The following is a 15295-nucleotide window of genomic DNA, read 5'->3' on the forward strand; positions in this document are numbered from 1 at the left end:
TAATTGAATTATTTTTGTATTAAACAGGTTTGCGGGAGAGGGGCGTCCGAGCTTCACTTGGGGTCAAGACATCGGTTTATCTACGGACAAGTTCGCTCACTGTGCGCATCATGTACTCCTGGTGTGGTGGTTGACCCCTCGACTCTAGCGAGCGGCCAGCCGGTGCGCTGCGGCGGAAACGCCATTCGATACGCTTTCCACGCCAACGGCACGGCTCATGAGCCATTGAAAGCCGCTAATTGAAGGCCGCTAACTCCACTCCGTATCCGCGTTCTCGTCAGGGTCATGCAACGTCAGTCCCGACAGCGGCAGCGGCAACGCCGTTTTATACCGCACCTGCTTGAGCGCGAAGCTTGAACGGATGTTCGAGATGCCCGGAATCTTGGTAAGCCGTTCAATGATGAAGCGCTGCAGCGACTGGATGTCCGGCATCATCACGCGCAGCAGGTAATCCGCGTCGCCGGTCATCAGGTAACACTCCATGACCTCGGGCCGCTCGCCTATCGCTTCTTCGAAACGCCGTAGCGCATCTTCGTCCTGTTTCGTCAGGCTGACCTGTATGAACACGTTGATCCGAAGCCCAAGCGGTTCCGGGTTCAGCAGGGTGACCTGTTGCTTGAACAGTCCCAGCTTTTCGAGCGCGCGAACGCGGTTGAAACACGGCGTCTGCGAGAGGTTCACCGCCCGCGCCAACTCCGAATTAGTGATGCGCGCATTCTGCTGCAACTGGTTCAGGATGCCGATGTCGATACGGTCCAGGCGTTTAGGCGATGTGGTCATAGCTCGAATATTCTGGAGAAGGGGGCGTACACGGAATAAATACACTATCCCGGAGCCTGATTAAAAGCAAATCAGTGGCACATTCTGCGGCGTAATAGCTAAGCTGTATTGAAAGCAAATGCTATTTCCCCATTCAATGCGGAGCCGTGCCATGACCGATTTATCCAGCGGAAGCGAACAGATTCTGTCGATATCCCGAGGTCGCGAAGACAGCGATCCCGAGGAAACCGCCGAATGGCTGGAGGCGCTCGACGCGGTCACGGAACACGTCGGCCGAGACCGCGCTCAATACCTTTATGACCGCCTTGCCGAGCATGCGCTGTCGCTTGGGATCGAGTCGTCGAGGGCGCGTGTCACGCCCTACATCAATACCATTCCTGTTGCAGAGCAGCCGCGTTATCCGGGCAATCTGGAGATCGAGGAAAAGCTCGCCGCCGCATTGCGCTGGAATGCGCTCGCCATGGTTGTGCGCGCCAACAAGGCTTACGGAGAGCTCGGCGGCCATATTGCGAGCTATGCCTCCGCGGCCGATCTCTTCGAAGTGGGTTTCAACCATTTTTTCCGCGCCTCAGCGCCGGATGCCGGTGAAGGCACGGGCGGCGACCTGGTGTATTTCCAGCCGCATTCATCGCCGGGCGTTTATGCACGCGCGTTCCTCGAAGGCTTTCTTGGCGAAGAGCATTTGCAGCACTACCGGCAGGAGATAGCGGGACCCGGGCTGTGTTCGTATCCGCACCCGTGGCTCATGCCGGATTTCTGGCAGTTCCCCACGGGCTCCATGGGCATTGGTCCGATCAACTCGATCTATCAAGCGCGCTTCATGCGCTACCTGCAAAACCGTGGCCTCGCAAAGACGCAGGACCGCAAGGTGTGGGGCTTCTTTGGCGACGGCGAGATGGACGAGCCGGAATCGATCGGCGCATTGTCGCTGGCTGCGCGCGAACAGCTCGACAACCTGGTGTTCGTGATCAATTGCAACCTGCAGCGGCTCGACGGTCCAGTGCGCAGCAACGGCCGCATTATCGATGAGCTCGAAGCGCAGTTCATTGGCGCGGGCTGGAACGTGATCAAGGTCTTGTGGGGTTCGGACTGGGACGCGCTCTTTGCACGCGACCAGACGAACGCGCTGCTGCGTGCGTTCGCGCATACGGTCGACGGTCAGTTCCAGACCTTCTCGGCAAACGATGGCGGTTATAACCGCGAGCGTTTTTTCGGCCAGAATCCCGAGCTTGCCGCGTTAGCTTCGCATCTTAGCGACGAGGATATTGACGGCTTGCGCCGTGGCGGTCACGACGTGCGCAAACTCCACGCGGCTTACGCGAAGGCGCTGAGTCACCGAGGCCAGCCGACCGTGATCCTTGCCAAGACCATGAAGGGCTTCGGCATGGGTACGTCGGGCCAGGGCAGGATGACGACGCATCAGCAAAAGAAACTGGGCTTCGACGACCTCAAGGCGTTTCGCGATCGCTTTCGCTTGCCGCTGTCGGACGCCGATGTCGAGGCAGTCAAGTTCTACAAACCTGCGGAAGACAGTCCGGAGATGCAGTACCTGCACGCACGACGCGCAGGCCTTGGAGGTTATCTGCCCAGAAGGCGGAGAGCGGCGTCGAAGGGGCTGATCGTCCCTTCGATTGCTACCTGGGGCCAGTTTGCAATCGATGCGGCGGGCAAGGAGATGTCGACCACCATGGCGATCGTGCGCATGTTCGGCACGCTGATGAAAGATGCAACGCTGGGCCCTCGCGTGGTGCCGGTGGTCGCCGATGAAGCGCGCACCTTCGGCATGGCGAACATGTTCCGGCAGGTGGGCATCTATTCGCCGCTCGGGCAGCTGTATGAGCCGGAAGATCTCGGTTCCATGCTCTACTACCGCGAGGACACCAAGGGGCAGATTCTTGAAGAGGGCATTTCGGAAGCAGGGGCAATGTCGTCATGGATTGCCGCGGCAACGTCATACAGCGTGCACGACCTGCCCATGCTGCCGTTCTACATCTATTACTCGATGTTCGGCTTCCAGCGCATTGGCGACATCATCTGGGCGGCGGCGGACCAGCGCGCACGCGGTTTCCTGATCGGCGCGACCGCGGGCAAGACCACACTTGGCGGCGAAGGGCTGCAGCATCAGGACGGCAGCAGCCATCTGGTGGCATCGACCATACCGAACTGCCGTGCCTACGATCCCGCGTTCGCCTATGAAGTCGCGGCTATCGTGGACGAAGGCATGCGCGAGATGGTCGAGCGCCAGCGTGACGTGTTCTATTACGTCACGGTGATGAACGAGAACTACGCGCAGCCGTCGGTGCCCGGCGGTAACCTGGAGATGCTGCGCGAGGGTATTCTCAAAGGCATGTATCCGCTCGCGGCGGAACCGGACGAGACAGCACGGGTGCAGTTGCTTGGCGCCGGTGCGATTCTTGGCGAGGTGATCGCGGCGCAGCAGATGTTGCGCGACGACTGGGGTATGGAAGCAGCGGTATGGAGCGTGACGAGCTTCACGGAGTTGCAGCGCGACGGCATGGCGTCCGAGCGGCTTGCCCGTCTCGGCGAGGTGGCTCCAGCGCCGTATGCAAGCACGATGCTTGGTGCATCGCGTGGTCCGGTGATCGCGGCAACGGACTATGTGCGTGCTGTGCCTGAACTGATCCGCGCTTACGTGCCACGCCGCTACGTGACGCTTGGCACGGATGGCTTCGGCCGTAGCGACACACGTCAGGCGTTGCGCGAGTTCTTTGAAGTGGATCGCGCGTCCATTGTGATCGCGGCGCTGAAAGCGCTGGCCGACGACGGTGAGATCGATATGGCGACTGTGCGAAAAGCGTCGCAGCAATATGGGAAGGCGGCGTCGGCGTTGGGAGCTCCCTGGCAGCGGTAGGAGCAACAGCTCCCTCTTGATCGCAGGCTCATTCTGATCGGATGAGCCATGCAGTTAACCTGCCGCGCGATTGACGCATTTATGTTGTGCGGAGCCACTGCGCCGCGGTATAAAAGCCGTTCCAGAGGGTTCCCCGGCCATGTCCGCTCCGCTTCTTGATCCTGCAAAAACTCATTCGGCTGATGGCCCGGTGTTGATCGCGGTCGAGCTATCCGGCGATGACGCGCGTGTCACCAGGTCTCGTTGCTACGCCCGTGGCAAGACTTCGGTGCGCTTCGCGGCTTCGCGGCTTCGCGCGTCCGATGCGGGCGTTGGAGATGCTTGCATCGGGCACGGCGGTCACGACTATTGCGCTCGATCTCGGTTATGAAAACGTCAGCGCGTTCATTGCGATGTTTCGACGGACCTTCGGTGTGACGCCAACCCAATATTTTGCTGAGCTAGTACCTGACCGGAAAGAACCATGAACGAACTAACACTGCTGACCGAAGCCGATGATCGTGCCCGGCGCTATACCGAGTCCATTCCGGGGCGCCGCGTGTTCCCGGATCAAGCGGCGTTGCAGGCTCTGGCCGCATTCAACGAGCCACTGCCCGTTCACGGATACGCCGCGGAGGACGTGTTGCGATTACTGGACGATATCGGTTCGCCCGGCACGGTGGCGTCGAACGGACCGCGTTACTTTGGTTTTGTGATTGGTGCGTCGCTGCCTGCCGCTGCGGCCGCAGAACGCTTGATGCTTGCATGGGACCAATGTGCATCGTCATTCGACAACTCACCGGTCGCGGCCACGCTCGAACGGGTCGCGGCGGGTTGGGTCCTTGATGCGCTCGACCTGCCTCGCGAAAGTGCCGTGGGATTCGGAACCAGCGCCACGGCTTGCACGCTGAGCTGCCTTGCCGCTGCGCGTCGCGTGCTGCTTGCGCGCAAGGGATGGGACTTCGACAACGACGGACTGGCAGGTGCTCCCGAGGTTAAGGTCGTGGTGTCCGAGCTTGTGCATATCACCGTGAAAAAGGCGCTTCGCCTGCTTGGTTTCGGCATGAACAAGATACTGTTCGCGCCGGTCAACCACCATGGTCAGGTGGACCCGGAACGTTTGCCGCCGCTCGATGACATGACCATCCTTTGTTTGCAGGCGGGTGAGGTCAACACCGGCGAATTCGATCCATTCGACGTGCTCATTCCTCAAGCCAAGGCCGCCGGTACCTGGGTTCATGTGGATGCGGCGTTCGGCTTGTGGGCGCGGGCTTCATCGCATGCGGAATTGACGAAAGGCATAGAAGCGGCCGATAGCTGGACCACCGACGCCCATAAATGGCTGAACACCCCCTACGACTGCGCGATGGCAATCTGCCGCGATAGCGAAGCGCTCGCCGCTGCAATGAATAGCGATGCAGTCTATTTGAGCGGCGCGAGAGACGCGCAAAAGAACCTGACTCTCGAATTTTCGCGAAGGGCTCGCGGCATACCTGTGTGGGCCGCGTTGCGCTCGTTAGGACGTGAAGGCGTGGCTTTACTAGGCGACCGGCAATGCGCGCTGGCGCGTCGCATTGCACAGGGCTTGGCACAGGCGGGATTCGAGGTCCTGAACCGTGTCACGCTGAACCAGGTCCTGGTTCGCGCGCATACCGATGAACTCACCGTTGCTGCCCGCGAAGCGGTCCAGGCGTCCGGCGAGGCCTGGTTTGGCGCGACCGTCTGGCAAGGGCGGCCGGCCTTCCGGATCAGCGTGTCATCCTGGCGGACGACGGAACACGAAGCCGACGCACTCGTGCAATTGTTGACCAGGCTTGCAAAGCCGCGCTAAGCAACGCGGCGGTCATCGCGCTATTGGCGCGGTTCGCGAGGCTACCGATGCCGATCGAAAAATGCGCGAAGGTTGATTGCGAGGCTGGCCAATACCGCCAGCGCGCCCAGTGTTTCGAGCAATGGTGAGAGCATCGCGTCTGATCTCCCAGAGTCGAAGCCGGTTGCATGCTCCCGGCACGACACTTAGATGAAATGCCGTAACAGCAGTTGAAGACCGAGCGCCAGCATGCAGATAAAGAACCATCGGCGGAAGGTCGTGGGGCTGATACGGCCGCGTATGCGTTGACCGATCCACATGCCGAGCAAGGCAGGGACGACAGCGAACAGCGAGCTTGCGATGTTGTTGAGGGCGAATGCGTTTTCTCGTGCAAGCCCAATGGCCAATGCCACGGTCGATACCGTAAATGATAGTCCGAGGGCCTGGACGAGATCCTCCTTTTTTAGATCGAGCGCCTGAAGATAGGGGACTGCTGGTACGACAAAAACACCTGTTCCTCCCGTGACAAGACCGGTTACCACGCCAATCACGGGGAACAGGCGCCGCTCATGCCGTGGCGCCACGGAGAAGTGCCAGGACAGCAGCCCCGAGGCCGCATAAAGCGTCAGCGCGGCGCCAAGGCCGGTCACGGCCCACACCCCGCCGCTGCCGGCGATGAACGAAGCCGCGGCCACGGTGCCGATCACAATGCCCGCCATCATCAGCCAGAAGCGCCTGACAAGCGCACCCAGGCGAGGACCTGCAACAAGCTGCCAGACGTTGGTGACGAACGACGGCAGGATCAGCAGCGAAGCGGCCTCGGCCGGCAGCATGAGCGTTCCGAGCACACCCATGGCCACGGTCGGCAGGCCCATGCCCGTGACGCCTTTTACGGTGCCGGCGATCAGGAAGGTCAGCGTAATGGCGGCAAAACGCGCAATGGCGAACGAGGTCATCGGTACTTCCGGAGAAATGATCTGCCCTCATTTTCCCCGGATTCGCAACGGCCACAATGCGGAAGATACGTACTGTGCCTTAGGGTATAACTAAGGCTGATCAACAGAATTTCCTTGGACCATGCGCCTCGATCTGATAGACCTGCGCCTTTTCCTGTTCATCCTGGAGACCGGCAGCATTACGCACGGCGCGGCTCAGGCGAATATGTCGTTGCCGTCGGCCAGCGCCCGGTTGCGCGGCATGGAGGAAGCGCTCGGGCTGCCGCTGCTGGAGCGAGGCCGCCGTGGGGTGGAATCCACGCCCGCAGGGGACACGCTGGCACACCACGCGCGTCTGGTGCTCGGCCAGATCGAACGGATGCAGGGCGAACTGGGAGAGCACTCCGAGTCCCGCAGAACGCGTGTGCGGCTGTGGGCGAATACCGCTGCCGTCACCGAATTCCTGCCGCGTCCCCTTGGCGGATTTCTTCGGCGTAACCCCGGCGTGCATATCGACCTGAAGGAGCGGCAGAGTACCGAGACGGTCAAGGCCATCCTTAACGGTTCCGCGGAGATAGGCGTTGTTTCCGATGCGCTCGAACATGGGACGTTGCAGACGTTCCCGTTCGCAACCGACAAGCTCGTCCTGATCGTCGCTCGCGATCATGCGCTGAGCGGGCGTCGTCGTGTCGCGCTCAGGGACGTGGTCGAGCAGGATTTCATCGGGTTGAGCGCCGGCAGCGCCCTTCAGGAGTATCTGGGCGAGCAGGCGTTGTTTGCCGGGCAGCCTTTCTACTTTCGCGCGCGGGTGCGGACCTTCGAAAACATATGCAGCATGGTCGAGCAAGGGGCCGGTCTGGGGATCGTGCCGGCAACGGCCGCCAAGCGCTACCGGGGGACGCCGGGCGTGCACACCATAGAGTTGACCGACCGCTGGGCGACACGCCAGTTGCTGATCTGCGTTCGCGATCTGGAGGCGTTGCAACGGCCGGAGCGCGCGCTGGTTGAGGAGCTTGGTGTTGCCGCTAAAGCGCGCTCAAGCTAGCGGGAACCCGGGTTGCGATGGTTCAATGCTCAACAACTCAGGTCGAAATATCCTTTGGCAAGGCATACCCCGTTCACCAGTATCTCGACGTCGTGACGCCCTGCGTAATGCACGCGCGTGGTGAAGTCCCGGATGTTCTGCGTGCGTTCTATCGCTACCTTCTGTCCGCCATCGAGTGTCAGTTCCTTTAGCTTGAATACCTTCGCGGCCGTCACGCCCGATTTCTTCACGTAATGCATCCTGTAGTCGATCACGAGCCGCTGGCTTTCCGGGCACTTCGAGGCAAGATCGAATGACAAGGTCACACGCTCGCCCAACGCAACCTGGCGTGGCGTCACGGCGAACTTGCTGAGCTTCACATCGGGCATGCCGCCCGCGCCGATCACCGCCAGTGCGCGGCCATTGCCGGCCTTGATCAGGGAGCGCAGGGCGCGCTTCGCAATCCAGGCCGTGTGAGCGTTTTCAATCGGCCAAGTCGCCAGCCGGTCCAGCACCCAGTCAGGATGCGATTTGGTCACATCGTTCAGATGATTGGCGACCGACTTGCGGACGTAGAGGCTCGTGTCCGAACGAAGGTTCTCCAGAATTGGTGCGGCCAGTGAAGGATCAGCCAGGATTGCGTCGAGCCGGAACGACCATGGCAAGCGCGGACGGCTTCCCTCACTGGCGAGACGTCGCACGGCGTCGCTGTCATCGCGTGACCACGTTGTCATGATGACCAGGGCTCGCTTCAGGTCCTTGCGCAGGAACTCGCGGACAGCGAATTCGGACGTGCCGAAGGCCGTGAAAAACTTGAGCGCGTCCATCGATATATCGAAGTCGTCCTGGCCGTATTGTCCAACGTAATCGGGAAGGACCAGCGTAGCAAATCCGTTCCCCATGCGTGGTGCCAGCGCACGAAGAATCTCGAGCGCCTGGCGGTAGTCCGCGGGAAGGGTTGCATGCAACGCCTGAGTCATGCGGCGCAGGCGCTGCATCAGGGTCAGCTCGTCAAGCCCGGCTAGAGAAATCTTGAGGAAACGTCGCGTGTCGAACGGGGGATAAACCGCTTTGACGTCGAGCGCCATGTCGCGGAACCGGCGCTCGTTGAAGATCTCTTTCAGTGCGGTGTTTTCGGTGTCCGGCATCGTTATCGTTTTCTTGTAGCAAGTGCAATGGAGGCGCAGCGGGGCGCCCAATAGTACCGCCGCGCAACTATGCTTTTGTTCATGGTCCTGGTCGCGGCCTGCGTCACATCGCTCGTCATGAGAGTGCGTCTCTCGCAACGGCGGGAAACAGCATATCCGCCCTCCCTGTCAGATCTTGTCAGGAGCGGTGTTTTTAGGGCGTGTTCAATAACAATTCTCGCGCTTCCCCGTCCTCTCGCAAGCTTAAGTATCCGTCAATGCAGCCGTTAACAAGAGGCCAGCCTGTCAGGTTTCAACGCTGTCTTAGATCACTCGACGACCATCCGGCAATAGCTTTTCCGATCCACATCCGATGACATTCCCGCGCCGTTTCGTGCTGCCGTGAATGGGCGCTGTCGACGGGTGCTGCAGAAAGATATCTGTTGTTTGACAGGCTAAGACGCGTTGAAGGGCCATATCGAATTCAACGTTACGAAGAGTCGTCAATATGCTTAGAAAAGCCAGCGTTTCCACCAGCCTTCTTGTCGTCCTGGTCGTGTTCTGTCTTTTCCAGGTCGTCACCGAAGGGCTGGGTTTCTGGTCGTTGACCGAAACTCACGAGGATGTGGGCAACCTGTCGAACATCGCGCTCAAGCAAGTCAACGAGGTCAATGAAACCACCCAGCGCCTGATGGACGCGCGGATCAACCTGTCGCGCGCCGGTACGCGCATGGCGCGCGGGGGCACGGAACCGGTCGATATCGTCCAGCACGCGCGCGAGCAGTTGGTGTTGGCGGACAAGTCGTTTACTGCTTTCGTCAATGCGCCGAAAACCGGCGATGAAAACAGGGCGCGCACCGCCGCGTTGCAGGAAAAATTCCAGGCGTATCACGGCGCACTGAATGAACTGACCCAATATCTCGATGCCAACAATCTCCAGGCTTTCCTCGACCAGCCGACTCAGGGCTTCCAGGACCGCTACCTCGCCGAGCAACAAAACTTCGCCCAGTTTGGCGACGCGGCGAGCCAGTCGTACCTCGATTCCATCGATGCCCGGCTTGACTTGTTCCGGGGCGTTGGGTTGGCGATTTTCATCGTGCTGGTAGCGGGCGTTGCATTTGTGCACGTCTCGTTGCGCCGCGGCGTGGTCGCACCGCTCGAGGAGGCCGGCCGTCACTTCGAACGGATTGCAGAGGGCAAGCTCGACGAGCAGATTGCCGATCACGGCACGAACGAGATCGGCCGCCTGTTCGCCGGTCTCGCGTCCATGCAGGCAAGCGTCGCGCACACGGTAAAGACAGTGCGCGAGTCGTCGGACTCGATCAATCTTGGCGCTGATGAAATCGCAACCGGCAACGCGGACCTGTCGGCACGTACGGAGAACCAGGCGGCCTCGCTGGAAGAGACTGCATCGAGCATGGAGGAGTTGACCGCGACCGTGCGCCAGAACGCCGAGCATGCCCGCGATGCAAACAGTCTTGCAGGCGACGCGCTGACGGCGACATCGCGAGGCACGGGTGTGGTTGACCAGGTAGTCGAGAAGATGACCAGCATTGCCAGGAGCTCGGACAAGATCGCGGAGATCATCTCGGTGATCGACGGCATCGCTTTCCAGACCAACATCCTTGCTTTGAATGCAGCAGTCGAGGCGGCGCGTGCGGGCGAGCAGGGCCGCGGATTCGCGGTCGTGGCAAGCGAGGTGCGGGGGCTTGCGCAACGCAGCGCGCAATCAGCCAAGGAGATCAAGGAGCTGATCGGCGAATCGGTTTCGCAGGTGAACGATGGCTCAGCGCTGGCGGGACGCGCTGGTGAGGCCATGCGCGAGGTATCGACGTCAATCTCGCGCCTCACGCAGATGATGGCGGAAATCAGCGCCTCGTCCCTCGAGCAAAGCACGGGCATCGACCAGGTCAATCAGGCTGTGGTGCAGATGGACGAGATGACGCAACAGAACGCGGCGCTGGTGGAGCAGGCGGCGTCGGCGGCGGCGTCGCTGCATGAGCAGACGCGCCACCTGAAGGCCGCGGTATCCGTGTTCAAGATCCCGGACGAGGGAAGGGTAACGCGGTACTAAGAACTCGATCCGGGACAAGGACGTTGGCAGAGGCCTCACGATGGCGAAAGCAGGGATAATAATGCTCGCCGGAGGGTTAAGCGCAATCGGCCCGCCTATCGTGATCGGCGCCGTGCTTTCCCGGCGCAATTTATCGAGGTCCTGATGTCCATTGCAATGACAAGATTGATTCTCTTCGTCAGGGATGTCGCTGCGCTGAAGTCGTTCTATCAGACTTCTTTTGGCTTTGACGTAGTTGAGGAAATTGAAGGGGAGTGGGTGGTGCTTAAAGCGGGGCACGTTGAGCTTGCTCTTCGTCTGGTCGGACGGCCTTACCGCGACAGGCCGCTCGTGCCCGACAGTTCAAACGCTAAACTGGTCTTCTCGATGCCGTCGGGGATGGCGGAACTGCGGGACCAACTCGTTAGCGCAGGCGTTCAAATGAGCGCGCTGAAGCGCTACGACGGTTTTGCCCACACCCTGTGTGACGGCCAGGATCCGGAAGGGAATGTATTTCAGCTTTCGCAACCGGATCTGGACATGAGACCAGCCTGAGCAGTTATCGTGTCACGGCGGTATGCAACCTCGGTGAGCCCATCTTGAACCATGCTTTCGCTATTTTCCCGTTCTCGACTTCGTAGATGGCGATCACGTCGATCTCGCCGGGGCCGTCCGGAAAGGTGCGAGTGACAACCTCCTGGTCGACCACCATGTTGCCAACCGATATCCGCGTGATGAGCTTGCCGGAAAGATTGGCTTCGCTGAACCGGGCGACATGCCGTTCACGGATCTCGATTGCGCCGCTAGCCAGCAAACGCGAAGGGAACTCATAGTACTCACAGTCGTGGGCCCACCACTGCATGAACGCTTCTATATCCCGGGCGTTATAAGCCTCGAGTTGTTTTTGCACGGGGAATTCGACGTCGCTCAACTTGCTCTGATTCATTTCGTTATTTTCCCTGTGAGTATTAAACGATCCCGGTGGCGAGCGTCATCATGAGCACGCACGCCGGGCGTCAGCGGGAAGTATTGCAGCGAAGTATTGCGGCAGTCTATAGCCGGGTGGCACGCGCCGCCCTGGACGCACTTTTGAAGCCGGCTGAATACCCAACGTCCTTGATCGGAACGCCCGGAAATCGAACGAGCTGGTCTGTGGCGGCGCGCAAGCGAAGATGACGGATAAGCACCAAGCCCGCCTTCATGTTCGAATAGCCGATAAATCGTGCTGCGCGGAAGCCTCGACGATTCAACCATCCTATCGGTAAATAGTTCGCATTCCTGCAGGTTTTCGAGAACGTATCGTCGCGTATGTTCGAACATGAGTTCGGCCAGCGCGCTGGCTGCGATCAGGATTTCCCGGCTATATCAAGGTGGTCGAGGTGATCGAGACTATGTCCGGACGCTCGTATAACGAGTGGGCGCGCAGCCTTCGCGAGCGGTTTCACTGTGCTCGCAAGCGCTTCAACAACGCGGCCAACACAGGAGAAACTTGCTTGCGCGACGGGTAGTAGAGGAAAAATCCAGCGAACGGGGGACACCAGTCCTCCAACACCCGGACCAGACGCCCCGTCTCTATATGGAGCGCTGCCTCATGCTCCAACACGTACGCGACGCCAAGACCATCTATCGCGGCCTGGAGCATGAGATCCGGCTCATTGAACGTCAGCGGTCCCGACAACGCCACCTTTAATTTTCGACCGCCGTTTTCAAATTCCCATGAATAAAGGCTACCTGCCGTCTCCATCCGGTAATTGATGCATCGGTGATGCTGGAGATCGTCCGGCGTTGCAGGAGCGCGATGTCGCGACAAATATTCCGGTGAAGCAACCACGGCCATCCTGAGGGCGGGCCCGACCGGTAACGCCACCATATCCTGTTCGAGCTTCTCGCCTAGCCTGATGCCGGCGTCGAAACGCCCGGCAACAAGATCCCTGAACGCATAGTCGATGATGACTTCGACGGTTGCTTCCGGATAGGTCGTGCAGAAGCCGGGTAGCACCGGACGGATGACAGCCTCATACCCTTGTCGCGTAGCAGTGATTCGCAGGGTGCCCGAAATACGATCGCGGATCCGGCCGAGGTCCCCCAAGGCACCATCGATTGCCTCCAATGCAGGTTCCAGCGTCAACAGCAGCGTTTGCCCCTCGGCGGTGGGCGCCACGCTGCGGCTGGTTCGTCGAAGCAGCGGGTAGCCGAGCCGATTTTCCAGGCGCTTGATCGTATAGCTCAGCATCGAATTGGACACATTCAATTCCGCGGCAGCGCGGGAAAAGCTGCGCGTCCGCGCGACTGCGGCGAAGACCGAAAGGTCATCCAGGACCCCGCGCGAGATCGTTTTATCTGACTGCATGACTCATACGAATTATCCACGATGATTGAACGAATACTCGCATCTATCCTTTCTCATGGTCAAGACACGGGGCCGCGGCCGGTGTTGATAATTTGAAATGAAAGGAGGGAAGAATGATTGACGACAATTCGGTATGGATGATCACCGGTAGCTCTTCCGGCCTGGGTCGTGCGCTGGCCGAAAAGGTGCTGGAACACGGCTATCGCGCCGTTGTCACAGCTCGCAAGCCCGACGCGGTGCGCGACCTTGTTGATCGATACGGCGACCGGGCGATCGCCGTGGGCCTCGACGTTACCCAGTCCGCGCAAGTCAGCTCTGCTGTGAGCGTTGCGTATGAAAGGTTCGGCCAGATCGACGTACTCGTGAACAATGCCGGCTATGGCTATGTCGGGGCCATCGAAGAGGGCGAGGATGCCGAGATTCGCGCGCAATTCGAGACTAACGTCCATGGTGTCATCGGCATGATGCAGGCCGTGCTGCCGGGAATGCGGCATCGCGGGAGAGGACATATTGTCAACGTGAGTTCGATCGGCGGACTCACCACTTTTCCGAACGTCGGTTACTACCATGCGAGCAAGTACGCCCTTGAAGGCCTTTCGGAGACCCTCGCGAAGGAGATGGCACCGTTCGGCATTGGAGTGACGGTAGTGGAACCCGGCGCGTTCAGGACAGATTTTCGCGGCCGTTCGATGCGGCAATCCAGAATTCGCATTCCTGAGTTTGCCGAGACATTGGGCAGGCAACGCGATGCCTTGCTCGACTCGCACGGAAAGCAACACAATGATCCGGCGAAGGGCGCACTTGCAATCATTGAAGCATTGAAGGCGAAGCAGCCGCCGATGCATCTGCTGCTGGGTGCCGACGCGCTTGACCTTGCGCGCAAACAGCTTGCTGCCATGGTCAAGAACTTTGACGAGTGGGAGACGCTGTCACGAAGTACCGCATTTGACGAGGCGACGTAGGTTCCCATAACGAATCGCGTAGATGATGCCTGTCTTCTCGCCCGAGTCGGGCATTCATCGCGCCTTGGAATCAGCGGCCGCTTTCGAGAGATGCAGGCGGTCGTTCAGCGTCGACTACGACAGTTTGTCGTCGGGCGGGGTGCCAAAACCTGCCGATCCCTCAGCATAAATCCCTAGTTGCCAACTGTTGACAATTAAATTGGATATGACAAAATAAACTGTCGACAATTAACAGTTAGCAGAAATCAATTGTGTTTTTCAGCAAACTGGCTGAACGAAGACCTGTCGTCGTCAAGGTAACGATAAAAAAACTGGTTCAACGCGGACCGTCGAAAAAAGGGCAAACATGAAGCCGTTCAATTTCTCTTATGTCAGCAGGACGATGGCGCTCGGCATCCTTGCGCTAGCCACGGGTTCGTTTGCGCATGCGCAATCTCACTACGCATTGATTAAAACGATCGATTTGCCGGGGAAAGGTGGCCATGGAGACTGGGTCACGTTCGATCAACCCACTAATACAGTGTGGATAGGCCAGGCGCCGGCGCATAACGTCGTCGTCCTCGATGCTGAAAAGTTGGCGGTGAAAGCGACTATTCCGGGTGTCAAGGAAGCCACCGGTATCGACCTGGACGATGCTTATGCGTACGTATCCGATGCTAAAAGCAACACGATGGTTGTGATCGATAAACGCACGTTCGAGAAGGTCGCGACGGTGGATTCCGGAGGTGAATCGCCCGATGGCATCAGCGTTGACCGACGCACCGGGAAAATCCTTTTGGCCAATGACGATAGCAATAACGAAGTGATGTTCGATGGCAAGCCGCCGTTCACAAAAATCAGCGCGATCGAGTTGAAACCGCGTCCTGCGAAACACGGACCGGACGTCGGCTTGTACGTGCGGGAGCTGGACCGTTTATATCAGCCGGTGGACAACATGATCGACGTCATCGATCCAAATACGAACCAGATAGAAAGCGTCTGGGACTTAGGGGTGAAAACCGATGCCAAGCCCATGGCGTACGACAGCAAGACCAAACACCTGGTGATCGGGACGCGTGACAAGAAGATGCTGATCGTCGACCCCACAATGGGAAAAGTCATTGCGACCATCCCGTTTGAGGGCGGTGATATTGACGAGACTGCGATCGATGTCGGCGCTCGTCGCGCTTTCATGGGCGACAAGTCAGGCAACGTTGAAGTCGTGGATCTCGATGCCAATACGGTAATCGATCACCTGATGACGGAAAAAGGCGTTCACACGCTGACGGTTGATCCGAAGACGCACCGGATCTTTGTCTATCTCAACGTCAGTAACAAGGTTGCGGTATTCGAACCCACTTGAGGTTCAGAGGTGACAGGCAACGCCACGCAGGCCACGCAGGCGTAATGCGGAACGCAAGCGG

The 15295-nt window shown here is 59.3% G+C and carries 12 protein-coding genes and 1 pseudogene; 8 read left to right on the forward strand and 5 right to left on the reverse strand.

Going from position 1 to position 15295, the window contains the following annotated elements; all coding sequences use genetic code 11:
• Positions 1-249 precede the first annotated feature (249 nt).
• A complete protein-coding gene (locus AWB69_RS18015; RefSeq protein ID WP_062087132.1) occupies positions 250-780 on the reverse strand; it encodes an Lrp/AsnC family transcriptional regulator in 531 nt (176 codons plus the stop codon).
• A gap of 151 nt (positions 781-931) precedes the next feature.
• Here AWB69_RS18015 and mdeB point away from each other — a divergent pair, with 151 nt between their 5' ends.
• The 3 genes and pseudogenes from mdeB (at position 932) to AWB69_RS18030 (ending at position 5462) form a co-directional block, all read left to right on the forward strand.
• On the forward strand, positions 932-3652 hold the full coding sequence (mdeB, locus tag AWB69_RS18020; protein ID WP_062087134.1) for an alpha-ketoglutarate dehydrogenase: 2721 nt from the start codon (positions 932-934) through the stop codon (positions 3650-3652).
• Positions 3653-3945: 293 nt separating this feature from the next.
• Positions 3946-4119: pseudogene (locus AWB69_RS18025) on the forward strand (helix-turn-helix domain-containing protein); the annotation flags it as partial.
• Complete coding sequence (locus AWB69_RS18030; protein ID WP_062087138.1) at positions 4116-5462, forward strand: pyridoxal phosphate-dependent decarboxylase family protein; 1347 nt, start codon at positions 4116-4118, stop codon at positions 5460-5462. The pseudogene AWB69_RS18025 and the gene AWB69_RS18030, both read left to right, overlap by 4 nt.
• Before the next feature lie 185 nt (positions 5463-5647).
• Here the strand turns inward: AWB69_RS18030 and AWB69_RS18035 are convergent, their stop codons facing one another.
• On the reverse strand, positions 5648-6397 hold the full coding sequence (locus AWB69_RS18035; RefSeq protein WP_062087140.1) for a sulfite exporter TauE/SafE family protein: 750 nt from the start codon (positions 6395-6397) through the stop codon (positions 5648-5650).
• A gap of 121 nt (positions 6398-6518) precedes the next feature.
• Between AWB69_RS18035 and AWB69_RS18040 the strand changes: the two genes are divergently transcribed.
• Positions 6519-7421: a LysR family transcriptional regulator gene (locus AWB69_RS18040; protein WP_062087142.1), complete on the forward strand. Its 903-nt coding sequence runs from the start codon at positions 6519-6521 to the stop codon at positions 7419-7421.
• Positions 7422-7450: 29 nt separating this feature from the next.
• Here AWB69_RS18040 and AWB69_RS18045 read toward each other — a convergent pair whose 3' ends face one another.
• Complete coding sequence (locus AWB69_RS18045; protein ID WP_062087144.1) at positions 7451-8548, reverse strand: DNA alkylation repair protein; 1098 nt, start codon at positions 8546-8548, stop codon at positions 7451-7453.
• Positions 8549-9035: 487 nt separating this feature from the next.
• On the opposite strand from AWB69_RS18045, the gene AWB69_RS18050 reads away from it, so the two are divergent.
• Positions 9036-10601 carry a methyl-accepting chemotaxis protein gene (locus AWB69_RS18050; RefSeq protein ID WP_062087146.1) on the forward strand — a complete coding sequence of 522 codons (1566 nt, stop codon included), beginning with the start codon at positions 9036-9038 and terminating at the stop codon, positions 10599-10601.
• A gap of 144 nt (positions 10602-10745) precedes the next feature.
• Positions 10746-11135 (forward strand): VOC family protein, encoded by a 390-nt coding sequence (locus AWB69_RS18055; protein WP_062087148.1) that lies wholly within the window; start codon positions 10746-10748, stop codon positions 11133-11135.
• 4 nt (positions 11136-11139) lie between these two features.
• On the opposite strand, the gene AWB69_RS18060 is transcribed toward AWB69_RS18055, so the two are convergent.
• Positions 11140-11526 carry a nuclear transport factor 2 family protein gene (locus AWB69_RS18060; RefSeq protein WP_062087150.1) on the reverse strand — a complete coding sequence of 129 codons (387 nt, stop codon included), beginning with the start codon at positions 11524-11526 and terminating at the stop codon, positions 11140-11142.
• A 495-nt stretch (positions 11527-12021) separates the two neighbouring features.
• Positions 12022-12930 (reverse strand): LysR family transcriptional regulator, encoded by a 909-nt coding sequence (locus tag AWB69_RS18065; RefSeq protein ID WP_231937153.1) that lies wholly within the window; start codon positions 12928-12930, stop codon positions 12022-12024.
• A gap of 113 nt (positions 12931-13043) precedes the next feature.
• On the opposite strand from AWB69_RS18065, the gene AWB69_RS18070 reads away from it, so the two are divergent.
• Together AWB69_RS18070 and AWB69_RS18075 are read left to right on the forward strand one after the other, a co-directional pair.
• Complete coding sequence (locus AWB69_RS18070; RefSeq protein WP_062087152.1) at positions 13044-13892, forward strand: oxidoreductase; 849 nt, start codon at positions 13044-13046, stop codon at positions 13890-13892.
• 346 nt (positions 13893-14238) lie between these two features.
• Positions 14239-15234 carry a YncE family protein gene (locus AWB69_RS18075; RefSeq protein ID WP_062087154.1) on the forward strand — a complete coding sequence of 332 codons (996 nt, stop codon included), beginning with the start codon at positions 14239-14241 and terminating at the stop codon, positions 15232-15234.
• Positions 15235-15295: the final 61 nt, after the last annotated feature.

The organism is Caballeronia udeis (assembly GCF_001544555.2).
Taxonomy (GTDB): domain Bacteria; phylum Pseudomonadota; class Gammaproteobacteria; order Burkholderiales; family Burkholderiaceae; genus Caballeronia; species Caballeronia udeis.

Bases quoted from the DNA above. Each gene is read 5' to 3' on its own strand.
- AWB69_RS18055 (WP_062087148.1), top strand. From the start codon at position 10,746: ATGTCCATTGCAATGACAAGATTGATTCTCTTCGTCAGGGATGTCGCT.
- AWB69_RS18070 (WP_062087152.1), top strand. From the start codon at position 13,044: ATGATTGACGACAATTCGGTATGGATGATCACCGGTAGCTCTTCCGGC.
- AWB69_RS18075 (WP_062087154.1), top strand. From the start codon at position 14,239: ATGAAGCCGTTCAATTTCTCTTATGTCAGCAGGACGATGGCGCTCGGC.
- AWB69_RS18035 (WP_062087140.1), bottom strand. From the start codon at position 6,397: ATGACCTCGTTCGCCATTGCGCGTTTTGCCGCCATTACGCTGACCTTC.
- AWB69_RS18030 (WP_062087138.1), top strand. From the start codon at position 4,116: ATGAACGAACTAACACTGCTGACCGAAGCCGATGATCGTGCCCGGCGC.
- AWB69_RS18040 (WP_062087142.1), top strand. From the start codon at position 6,519: ATGCGCCTCGATCTGATAGACCTGCGCCTTTTCCTGTTCATCCTGGAG.
- mdeB (WP_062087134.1), top strand. From the start codon at position 932: ATGACCGATTTATCCAGCGGAAGCGAACAGATTCTGTCGATATCCCGA.
- AWB69_RS18050 (WP_062087146.1), top strand. From the start codon at position 9,036: ATGCTTAGAAAAGCCAGCGTTTCCACCAGCCTTCTTGTCGTCCTGGTC.
- AWB69_RS18045 (WP_062087144.1), bottom strand. From the start codon at position 8,548: ATGCCGGACACCGAAAACACCGCACTGAAAGAGATCTTCAACGAGCGC.
- AWB69_RS18015 (WP_062087132.1), bottom strand. From the start codon at position 780: ATGACCACATCGCCTAAACGCCTGGACCGTATCGACATCGGCATCCTG.
- AWB69_RS18065 (WP_231937153.1), bottom strand. From the start codon at position 12,930: ATGCAGTCAGATAAAACGATCTCGCGCGGGGTCCTGGATGACCTTTCG.
- AWB69_RS18060 (WP_062087150.1), bottom strand. From the start codon at position 11,526: ATGAATCAGAGCAAGTTGAGCGACGTCGAATTCCCCGTGCAAAAACAA.